Annotated in this window: 11 protein-coding genes; 6 read left to right on the top strand and 5 right to left on the bottom strand. The window is 62.1% G+C overall.

What is annotated here, in order from left to right:
• Together AC1DRE_RS22430 and AC1DRE_RS22425 are read left to right on the top strand one after the other, a co-directional pair.
• The coding region (locus AC1DRE_RS22430; RefSeq protein WP_476986698.1) for a GntR family transcriptional regulator at positions 1–614 on the top strand (614 nt) is incomplete at its 5' end.
• 343 nt (positions 615–957) lie between these two features.
• Positions 958–1932 carry a DUF2971 domain-containing protein gene (locus tag AC1DRE_RS22425; RefSeq protein WP_476986697.1) on the top strand — a complete coding sequence of 325 codons (975 nt, stop codon included), beginning with the start codon at positions 958–960 and terminating at the stop codon, positions 1930–1932.
• 400 nt (positions 1933–2332) lie between these two features.
• Here AC1DRE_RS22425 and AC1DRE_RS22420 read toward each other — a convergent pair whose 3' ends face one another.
• On the bottom strand, positions 2333–3346 hold the full coding sequence (locus tag AC1DRE_RS22420; protein WP_476986696.1) for a nucleoside hydrolase: 1014 nt from the start codon (positions 3344–3346) through the stop codon (positions 2333–2335).
• A gap of 52 nt (positions 3347–3398) precedes the next feature.
• Positions 3399–4835, bottom strand: coding sequence for an MFS transporter (locus AC1DRE_RS22415; RefSeq protein ID WP_476986695.1), 1437 nt, complete (start codon positions 4833–4835; stop codon positions 3399–3401).
• Between the two features lie 142 nt (positions 4836–4977).
• On the opposite strand from AC1DRE_RS22415, the gene AC1DRE_RS22410 reads away from it, so the two are divergent.
• Together AC1DRE_RS22410 and AC1DRE_RS22405 are read left to right on the top strand one after the other, a co-directional pair.
• Complete coding sequence (locus AC1DRE_RS22410) at positions 4978–5850, top strand: ribokinase (protein ID WP_476986694.1); 873 nt, start codon at positions 4978–4980, stop codon at positions 5848–5850.
• A gap of 102 nt (positions 5851–5952) precedes the next feature.
• Positions 5953–6339, top strand: coding sequence for a GNAT family N-acetyltransferase (locus tag AC1DRE_RS22405; protein WP_476986693.1), 387 nt, complete (start codon positions 5953–5955; stop codon positions 6337–6339).
• A gap of 793 nt (positions 6340–7132) precedes the next feature.
• Here the strand turns inward: AC1DRE_RS22405 and AC1DRE_RS22400 are convergent.
• Both AC1DRE_RS22400 and AC1DRE_RS22395 read right to left on the bottom strand, forming a co-directional pair.
• Positions 7133–7762: a helicase associated domain-containing protein gene (locus tag AC1DRE_RS22400; RefSeq protein WP_476986692.1), complete on the bottom strand. Its 630-nt coding sequence runs from the start codon at positions 7760–7762 to the stop codon at positions 7133–7135.
• A complete protein-coding gene (locus tag AC1DRE_RS22395) occupies positions 7752–8021 on the bottom strand; it encodes a helix-turn-helix domain-containing protein (RefSeq protein WP_476986691.1) in 270 nt (89 codons plus the stop codon). Before AC1DRE_RS22395 ends, AC1DRE_RS22400 begins: the two co-directional genes overlap by 11 nt.
• A gap of 565 nt (positions 8022–8586) precedes the next feature.
• Here AC1DRE_RS22395 and AC1DRE_RS22390 point away from each other — a divergent pair.
• Both AC1DRE_RS22390 and AC1DRE_RS22385 read left to right on the top strand, forming a co-directional pair.
• Complete coding sequence (locus AC1DRE_RS22390; protein ID WP_476986690.1) at positions 8587–9150, top strand: hypothetical protein; 564 nt, start codon at positions 8587–8589, stop codon at positions 9148–9150.
• Positions 9151–9152: 2 nt separating this feature from the next.
• A complete protein-coding gene (locus AC1DRE_RS22385) occupies positions 9153–9728 on the top strand; it encodes a hypothetical protein (RefSeq protein WP_476986689.1) in 576 nt (191 codons plus the stop codon).
• 50 nt (positions 9729–9778) lie between these two features.
• On the opposite strand, the gene AC1DRE_RS22380 is transcribed toward AC1DRE_RS22385, so the two are convergent.
• Positions 9779–10207 carry a hypothetical protein gene (locus tag AC1DRE_RS22380; RefSeq protein ID WP_476986688.1) on the bottom strand — a complete coding sequence of 143 codons (429 nt, stop codon included), beginning with the start codon at positions 10205–10207 and terminating at the stop codon, positions 9779–9781.
• Between the last annotated feature and the right edge of the window lie 110 nt (positions 10208–10317).

The raw sequence follows: 10317 nt of genomic DNA, 5'->3' as shown, positions 1-10317 counted from the left end.
CCGTGGTCCGCGAAGCCCTGATGCTGCTCGAAGAGGACGGCCTCATCCGGGCCCGCCGGGGCGTGGGCCGGTTTGTCGCCGACACCCTCCCCCGCATCGGCATCGAACGGATCCGGCCCTTCGAGGAAGTCCTCGGCGGCCCCGGACAGCACATCGAAATCAAACGCATCCAGCGCCAGCGGCAGCCCGCCTCCGAGTTCGTCGCCCCCGGCGTGGGCGTGGAGCCCGGCGCCGGCTGCTGGCTCTGGGAGTCAGTCCTGATCCGCGACGGTGAAGCCATCGCACACCTGCAGGAAAACATCTCTGCCGGGCCGGTCAGCCTGGGCAGCAGTTCCACTGCCGCCGCGCCGCTGGAAATCGACGACGACGGCGGCAGCACCCTGCTTGCCAGCCTGAACAGCCGCTTCGGCCGGGTCCTCGGACCCGGCGAGTGCCAGATCAGTCTCAGCCAGGTGGGCCCCAGCCGGGCCAAGCTACTGGACCTGCGAGCCCCGGATCCGGTCCTCGTGCTGACGCAGTACGTCAGGCACGCGAACCGGCCCTTCTACCTGGCTAAATGCCTGATCGCGGCACGCGCCGGGCACCTATCCGTGATGCAGTCGCTGCAGTCCTGACCGCCTCGGCTAAGACGCCCGCTTATGCGGTCAACAAGCCTCGGTATAGTGAACCGCGGGCCGCCGTCCCGAAGACAATCTGAGATGGTGAGAGAGTGGCGGCCAGCCGTGGTGGAGGCGGCGATTGTCAGCTCAACCACAATCTCGGGGCGGTCGCCGGCGGAGAAGTACCCTACGAGGTCCAGGCGGGCGGGAGGAAGGCGAGAGAATGTTCGGAGGCCGAGCTTCGGGCCAGCCTCGCCCCTGAGGCGGATAGGGGTCTACCCCTCGGAACTTACCGGAGCTCTCAAGCCCAAGAACTCTTCGAGGATTCCCTTGATGTCAAGAATCGAGATGAAATCAGATGCACAAAGCAACTACACCTAAGCCTCCAGAAGTGGTTTGGCACTACACGACTGGTGACGGGCTCCTGGGAATCATCAACAGTGGTGTCGTCCGAGCCGGATCTGCCGCGTTCATGAACGATCGAAACGAATTGTTGAGTGGTCTGCGACAAGTTTCGGCCATCTTCGAAGAACGCCGTGGGGAGTTCGCGCCCTCGCTACAGGCCGAGATTGCCGCCAAGCTCAATGGCCAGAGTCGGTCCTATCGAACGGAGACCTACATCCTGTCTGCCTGCCAAGAGGGCGACAGCCTCACGATGTGGCGCAACTACGGAAATAGTGTGGGCTTCTCAATCGGCTTTGATACAAGGGTGAAACTCGGTGCGCGAGAATTGAGTGCATCCGCCCAACACCCAAACCCGCCAGCGAACTACTACAGCGCCGAATATCACGAGGAAATAGTAGACACGGACGGCGAAACCCACCATGTTGGCTGGAGCCCGGATGACACCCAAGAACTCACCGAAGAGTGGACCGCCGTTCTCTACCAGCCGGAGGATCAACGACAACTTGCTTCGGACGTTCTGGACAAAACGATTCAAGCCATACAAGAGGAAGAAGCCGGCACAGCCAAGGGATTCTTCACAGGAGACGCCAGAATCTGGTTGGCATTTGAATCCCTTCGCCGCGTGAAGGATTCAGGTTTCCAAGACGAACGCGAGTGGAGAATACAGAGCAACGTTACCCCCGCTTGGAAGTTCGTGGACTTCCGGTCGGGGCCATTTGGCTTGGTGCCCTTTATAGAGCTGGGCGATATCGACTTCCCTTCACGGCAGGACGATGGCAAGGAAGCGGTGAACAAGCTCCCAATAGTACGTGTGATGGTGGGCCCGAACCCGCATGGTAAAGAGACCATGACCAGCGTGCGGCTGCTCTTAGACAAGGCCGGGTACGGCGACGTCGAAGTTAGCATGAGTGACACGCCATTCAGATAGAACGGGCACGAAGGCTATCTGGAATCCAACCCTCGAAGCCGGACCACCCCGCTCTGTTCCAGCGGGATGTCATCAGAGGCACCCACGTGTCAAGGGCCCCACTTAGGGTCAAGCGCAGTCCCCGAGCGACACCGAGCCTGCCCAGCTGAAGCCAGGTGAGGCGCCCTCAATCGATTGGAAGGGGCTACGCCTGTTTGGAGCTCCGGGACCAAGACCTAAGCGACATGTGGAACACCTTGGGGTCGCGGATAGCAACTTCGGGGGCGGGAGCCGGGGCTGGCGGACTCCTGCATCCTATCTAAAGGATCGCGTCAAGCTTGGCGTCCGACAGATAGGGCCGCGGACGTTTCCCTGCGTGTGAAGGGCGGTCAAAGCGACAGTTCACTTGATATTACTTCGCTCAGGCGACCGCCGCACCCGAGGCCATTGCCGCCGTGGGACTTTCAACATCCGCAAATCCCAGCAGCACCTCCACCAGGTGCGGCGCGAAGTCGCCGTCGAGCTCCAGCACCACCCGGCAGCGGGCGCCGGACTGCTCCGGGTAGTCCATGTACCGTCCGCGGAGGTCGCAGATGGTCTGGCCGCGGCCGGGACCGTCAGTGGTGTCGACGTCGACCGTCACCAGCGGGGCCACCGCGGCACTGACGCCGCCCACCGCGAGGGCCGCGGCGAGGGGGTCGTGCATCGCCGAGCAGGCCCGGCCGAACTGGCTCTCGTAGAACCGGAAGTAGTAGCCGAGCATCTCCCCCAGCGCCCGCGGCACAGGACCCGAAGAAGCGAGCAGCTCTTGCCGGTGGCTTTCCTCGAGCACGTTGGACATGGTGACGTCCAGCGGCACCAGGGTCACGTCCCAGTCGGCGGCGAGCACGTCCGCTGCGGCTTCGGGGTCGTTGGCGATGTTGGCCTCGGCCACGGCGGTGATGTTCCCGGGCGCGAACGCGGCGCCGCCCATGATGGTGACGTCGTGCACCAGCCGGGGCAGCTCGGGGTCCAGGCGCAGTGCTTCGGCGATGTTGGTCAGCGGCCCGATAGCCACGATCCGCAGCGTGCCGGGGTGTTCGTGCGCGAGCCGCACCAGCATCTCCGCCGCGGTCTCGGGCGCCAGCTCGGCAGCCGCCGGCGAAAGTGAGACTTCGCCGATTCCATTGGCGCCGTGGACGTGCGGGGCACCGCCGTGGAAGGTGCCGGCCTGCGGGTCGTGGGCTCCGAGTGCTACGGGGATGTGGGCGTGCCCGGCGAGCTGGAGCAGGTCCAGGGTGTTCCGGGCGCCGACGACGGCACTGACATTGCCGCTGACGGTACCGATCCCCCGCACGTCCGCCTGCGGCGCGGCGAGCAGGTAGGCCAGGGCGAGGGCGTCGTCAATCCCAGTGTCGCAGTCGAGGTAGAACGGGTGGCTGATGGGCGTGGTCATGCTGAGTTTCTCGTTTCGTTGGTGCTGGACGTGCTGATGGACGGGTGTGGGGTTAGAGCTTTTCGCCCTTGGGTGCCGCGACGAAGAGGCTGACCAGGAAGGCGGCCGCGGTGATGGCGACCGAGATCCAGAGGGCTGTGGTGTAGCCGGCGGCGGTGGCCTGGGCGGCGAAGGGCGCCACGAGCACGACGCCGAGGCTCGCGCCGATGCCGAAGGAGGCGCCGTTGATGCCGGGCAGGGCGGCGGGTGCTTCCTTGGGTGAGAGCAGGACGGAGAGTCCGTTGATGGCGGTGAGGAAGAGGCCGTTGTAGAAGATGCCGAGGGCGGCGACGGCGATCAGGACGGCCACCTGGTTGTCGGAGAATGTTGCCGCGGCGATGGCGCAGGCCAGGCTGAGCCCGGTTCCGGCCCGGAGGGTTTTGATCCAGCCGCGGCGGTCGGCGAGCCAGCCGGCGAGCGGTGCGGCGAAGACGCCGATGAGCGCGGCCGGGGTCAGGAACAGCAGGGCAGAGACGGACGCGCTGAGCCCGAAGCCGTGGTGGATGTCCTGGCTGAGCAGGACCACGGTGAAGTTGATGACCGCGAAGATGCCGGCCAGGGTCAGGACGGTGGTGGCGATGACGGGCCAGACCTGGCGGGAGCGCAGGTGGTGGACGGCGATGAGCGGGTGGCTGCGCTTCTTCTCGATCATCCAGAAGGCGGCGAAGGACGCGACGGTGCCGGCCAGCAGGGCCAGGGTGCTGGGGGCGGTCCAGCCGGCGGCCGATCCGCCGGAGACGAAGTAGGTGATGAAGACGAGGAAGACCGAGAGCGAGCCCGCTCCCCACCAGTCCATGGCGCCGCGGACTCCCTGGGGCCGTCCCTTCGGGACGATCCTGAGGATGCAGGCGGCGGCGACGGCGGTCAGCACCAGCACGACGACGAAGATGGACCGGAATCCGAGGGTTTCGGCCATGAGGCCGCCGACGTAGCCGTCCACGCCGCCGACGCCGCCGTTGATGGCGGCGATGATGCCCACGGAGGTGCCGAAAAGACGGGCGTGCAGATTCTCGCTAAGGACGATGTAGGCGAGGGCGAAGACGGCGCTGGACACGCCCTGGAGGAACCTTCCGGCGATGAGCACAGGAAGCGTTGGGGCCGCGATGCAGAGAAGTGTTCCGGCGCCCATGATGCCGAGGACCAGGAGCAGCGCGGCGCGGCGGCCGATGAAGTCGCTCCACCGCCCGATCACCGGGCCGGCGATGGCTCCGGCGAGGAAGAACATGGACTGCACAGGGGCGGCGCTGTCGGCACCCAGTCCGAAGCTGGCGGCGATCTGGGGCAGCGCCGGGGTGACCATGCTGGCGTTGAGCTGGAAGGACAGCACGCCGAGCAGCAGGGTGGAAATGAGGAGGGCGGAGCGGCGGCCGGCGAACTGTGTCTGGTCTGCGCTTGTTTCGGTTCCGACGGCGGCTGGCGGCGAGGTAGTGACCGGGGCTGGGCTGTTCACATCAAACTCCTTTGTTCTGCAGGCGGGGTCCCGCCTTTGGGATGTGAGTTGTTATACAACCATGTATGACGAACAAGTACAACCATGGCGTACACTATTTCCTAATCCAGCCGCCTCTGGCTCGACCTGATAGGACTTCCTCATGAGCACTCGACTTCCTGCCGTCACCGTCGTCGGCAGCATCAACCTCGACATCATCGCCACCACGGACCGGCTTCCCACCGCCGGGGAGACCATCGGCGGCGGCGTGCTGCAGCAGCAGCCGGGCGGCAAGGGGGCCAACCAGGCCGTTGCCGCCGCGCGCCTGGGCGGGAGTGCACGGATGATCGGGGCGGTGGGCAACGACGCCCAGGGCCGCCTGATGCTGGAGTCGCTTTCTGGAGCCGGAGTGGATATCACTGATGTGGCAGTGCTCGACGGCGACGCGACGGGTACCGCGCTGATCGTGGTGGACCGCGACGGCGAGAACCAGATCGTGGTGTGCCCGGGGGCGAACTCGCGGTTTTCTTTGGATGGCGTGGAGTTCGGGCCGGACGAGACGGTGCTGTGCCAGCTCGAAGTCGGCCTGCCCGTCGTGCTGGAAGCGGCCCGGCGCTCCCCCGGGTTCTTCGTCCTGAACGCTGCCCCGGCCACGGACCTGCCGGCGGAACTGCTGGAGCGCTGCGACCTGGTGATCGTCAACGAGACCGAGTACGAGCTGATTCCGGCGCTGGCCGAGGCGAAGCTTGTCGCGGTGACGTACGGGAAGGACGGGTCGGCGATGTTCGAGCATGGGCGCCGGGTGGCTGAGGCTCCGGCGTCAGCTGTGACGGTGGCGAACACAATAGGCGCGGGCGACGCGTTCTGTGCGGCGCTGGTGCTGGCGCTCCGGGCTGGCTTGGATTACTCGACGGCGCTGGCCGTGGCGAATGCTGTCGGAGCGGATGCGGTGGCCGACCCGTCGTCGCAGCCAGCGCCGGCTCCGCTGGAGGAGTACGTTGCCCGGGTGGCTGGAACAGGGGTCGCTACGCGGTGAATCTGGTCTTCAGGCCGAACGAGCCGGCCGACCATTCAGAGGTCCGGAGAATCACCCGGGACGCGTACCTCCACGCCGGGCATTTCACAGCCCACCACCCGTATGAGTGTGCTGGACAACGTGGAACACCGGGCGGAGCGTGCTGAAGTGTGGGTGGCGGAAGCCTCCGGGGCGGTAGTGGCGGCAGTGACGCTAACCTTCGCTGGACAGCCGTACAGTGAGATCGCGATTGAAAATGAACTGGAGTTCCGGATGCTCGCAGTTGATCCTGCCGTTCAAGGCGGCGGCGTTGGGCGCGCCATGGTTCGTCAGGTCATCGAGCACGCCCAGTCGCTGTCAGCGATCGGGGCCATCAGCATCACCAGTGCGACGCTTATGGAACGGGCACATGTTCTCTACGATTCCCTGGGCTTCCAGAGGGTTCCGGCACGGGACTGGTACATGCCCGGCGAGGATGTGCTGCTCTGGGTGTTCCGGCTGGAGCTGTAACAGGTGCCGGTCCGCGGAGCAGGCACTTCAGCACAAGAAAAACACCAACGGCAAGAACTGTACGAGTCTGACGCCGGTTTGCCGTGGCTGGTGGCACGATGAGCAAAGGCCCCGGAGAATTGGTCGGCGTGTACCTCCACGCCGGGCATTTCTCTGCCGACCGCTCGTATCTGAATGTTGGAGAACGTGGAATACCGGGGCGGAGCATGCTTAGGTGTGGGTGGTCGAGCATACCGGTGAAGTTGTCGTCGCCGTGACGCTCACCTTCGGCTGAGAGCCGTATAGAAATCGCGCTCCGCAATGAGCTGGAGTTCAGGATGCCAGCAGTAGATCCCGCAGCTCACGCCCATGGCGTTGCACAGGCTGTGGTTCGCCAAGTCGTCGCCCATCTCGATCATCGCCGACATTTGGGCGATCACTATCACGAGCGCCCAAATTCATGACACGGGCGCCCCTTGTAACAGTCGCTGGGTTTCCGCCGCGTTCCGGAGCGTGACTCGTACATGCCTAGGGAAGCCGTCCTGCTTGGGGTTTCCGGTTTAAGCCGCAAACAGCCGGACTTGTTCGTGGACCGGGACCTCAACCAGAGGCTTCCCGGGGGCTGCACTACGTGACGAGGCTGGGCTCCCTTTCAGTTCCAATACCTCCTCCCAGATCCAGGAAGGCGTTCGGGGATTGCAGGCGCGGTCGTAGTTCCAATGGGGGCCTAAGACGCGACGTACGGTACGCTTCCGGTCCGGCGTTTGGTGATGAGACAGGAGTGAAATCCGCAGAGTGAGCACACCACTCGACCCTATGTACGCCTCCCCCATGTGTACCACCCGGGGAGGGCAGTGTCGATAACAGCACGTTTCTGGTCTGCCATCTTACCCGCGAAGGCCTGCTGACGCTGAGCGTGTAGCCACGTACCTAATTGGCGTTCTCTGTCGTCGGCGTAGTTTCGGTAAGAGGGCAGGCGTTCGGATTCGCTGGCGTACTCGACGACATCAACTAAATGGTTATCCCACCTTGCTTTGTCCCGTTGGGACCGCGCCGGTTGTCGCCAGTCGGCGACGGCGTCGAGCCGCCGCTGCCGTTCAAGGTCCAGCGCGCTCTTGGACAAGGCATAGCGTTGCCGAGCCAGCCATCTTCCCAAGGACGCTTCAACCGGATCGGCAACGTTGGTATACGGCAGCCTGCCAGATGCGCTGGTGAAGCGCAGAAGCTCTTCGAAGCGCGCTGCCCACTGAACTGATACGGGAGCGGTCGATTTCTTATCGCCGTCACGTGCGTTAGCCGCGTGCTCTTCAGCCAGGTGTGGATCCCGGCGCTTCGTCCATCCGAGGACTCGACTAACCTTACTGGAGGGTACGTCGCACGCCTTTGCTATTTGTTTTGGCGTGAGGCCCATGCGGAACATGAGAGTCCATTCCTCAGAGCTCATGCTGCGCTTCATCCATAAGCCGTACTTCAGTGAGCACCTCGCCCGACTCAATACGTCTAGCTGTCTGCTGGTAGGCCTCGGCAATGTAATTCTCGAAGTCGTCCGCCCCGATGCGCCAGAGCCGCCGTCCTCCTATTTGGAAGCCGCGCAGTTCGCCCGTCCTAAGAAGCGCTCTGATTTGGGGCGTACCGACGTTTAACTGTTCCGCCACCTGTTCAATCGTCAGGAAACGGAGCGTGGGCATCTCTTCGGGCGGCATGACCCCAGTCTATGTACGTGCCGCCCCTTAGCCCGGAGGTACAGATATGGCTCAGCGCCGGTTTTAGCACTTGGTGCCGGCATAGCCACTTTCGGGCTTGGACTCGGATCCGCTGATAACGGTCACCAAATCCGCGACCACACCCTTCGATCACGGAACCGTGCGGTCATTGCCTGTCCCGTAGATCCGATATAAACCTTTCAGCCTCTTCAACCACGGAGCCTCCGTCACGTGAGCGGCCTTTCAATATTCACGAAGGGCTTGCACACCACGCACCTCCGTCAAATTTTTCGGCTTCCCTTATGGATGCCCTTTGGGCAATGGGCACGAGGCACAAGTGGCCTGTGAAGGGCCGGGGCCGCATCGAAGAAGCCTACGGTGTTGCGATCGGACATAGCTCCCAGCCTTCTTTGACTCGACATCAATCTCCATAGCCCGAGAGTGCGGCCGTGACACCAATCATCAACTTTCTACGCTCGTTTGCCGTCATGAATGCAGGCAACACATATGCTTGGGAGTGCTTCAACAAGCTTTATGATTTTGGAAGTCCAGTCGAGTGCGGGAAGTGAGAGATGTTTTGAGCTCTAGCCATTTTTTCTCGGAGTTCAGCTTCATGAGGCTCGACATGGCCGTGCTGCAGTACGAAAAACACCCTTCACAAACCTCGGGCATCAACTTTTACGCACGGGCCCACGGACATTTCCTGGGACTGGACGGTATATGGCGGGACTTCAGCGAAGAAGTCTTTAATATGCTGGCTGCCCATCCAAGTTCCAGCAAAAGCGAGTTTGAGGAGCTCAGGCTCAGGAAACTACGCGACGACAGCGAAAAGGATCTGAAGTGGGCTCTCAACCGCCTGAGATGGACGGGAAGGGACGACAGCCTTGGGAATGCAGCCTCAGTGGCATCACTAACAGACCCTTGGTTCAGATTTAGAATGCTAGAAATCGAAAGGAGCGCACTGCTCCATCCAAAAACGGCAGGCCCAGTAAAAAAGAGGGCTCGCATTGAAAGTTCAGCAGCGTTCTCTGCCATGTATGTTGCGCTTCGTGCATTGGAAAGCGACGGGGGCCAGCCGGATCTGGCCGCCCTTGGTAGAACAGCTCTAGCCCGGCCCCAAAGCCTGTGATCGTGGCGGACTCGAAGCACGCCGATAGAGATGGCAATGACGCCAGGGTCGTTGACGACTCAAGAGAACGGATGCTGCTACGGCGCGAGGCTTGGAGCAAGTCACCATTACGCTGGTTCGTAATGGTAGGAGCGTGCGTACTGTTAGTGGTCAACGTAGCGATGTGGGCTTACTATCTATGGCCAGTCGATACCTCAGCCCAGCAGGGAAGCTGCGAAGCCGCTTCAACTGTTGTGTATGCGGTGCCGTCGGCATTAACGACGACACCAACAGCAACACAAAATGCAACACCAAAGGCGACAGCCACACCCTCCCCAGTAGCCTCGGAAAAGTCACCACAGCTGACAACGGAAACGCGAACGTGGACTTGCCGGCAACCCATGCCTACCAGCGTTGTCACGACCGCGGCAATCCTATTGGGGGTCTTTCTCATCCCGGAGATGCTCGTAACCTTCGGCAAAATAGGCATAGATTCCGAGAAATTGACCTTCACCGCTGCTGTGGAAGGCAAGCCGGAAGTCATTCTCAATCATGAAATAGCCAAGAAGGCCGAGCAGGCGATGAAATCAGATAACTAGGACGGCTCAAACTCGCACAATTGTTCTCCAAGGAGTACAGCTTTAGAAACTTATGCCGCGGTCTTTGTCCGTAGCAATCGCTGAGCAAGTGAATCCAATGCAATACGAGCTGAGTCGATGGACAAAGCTAAATCGGACGTTGAGAAAGGTATTTCATTCTCAAGTTGAAGGTTAAAAGAGTCTAGTCCCACAAAGACGTCATCGAATATTTCGTTCCATCGTTGAATTTCTTTCAGCGCGCGTTCCGCGGTAAGTGATTTCGCGAGTGGCTTTAGGACGCCAGCCAGCTGGTCGGGCGAGATGGACTTGACTCGGCCCTCCGCCAAATCACGCAGGACTTGGATGTCCTGATACATCGTCTTGAAGGACTTCTCGAGCACGCCAATACTGGTCTCCGGCGCAGCCACATGACGGCGTCGCGACAAATGAGTCGCTGCCGTTTTTTTGGATGACAGCCATCCCAATACGTCACCCTTCACGTCGCATCCCTTTCGAAAGCAGTTCCTCGGTTCAGCACGCCGGTGGGATGACCGGGAAACCCTATCACCCTCATGCGGTCCACAATGCCCCATTCGGGAGGCCACGCACA

The organism is Arthrobacter sp. P4_H3 (genome assembly GCF_056400885.1).
Note: the sequence above shows the minus strand (reverse complement) of the source record. Positions and strands in the feature narration are given on the sequence as shown.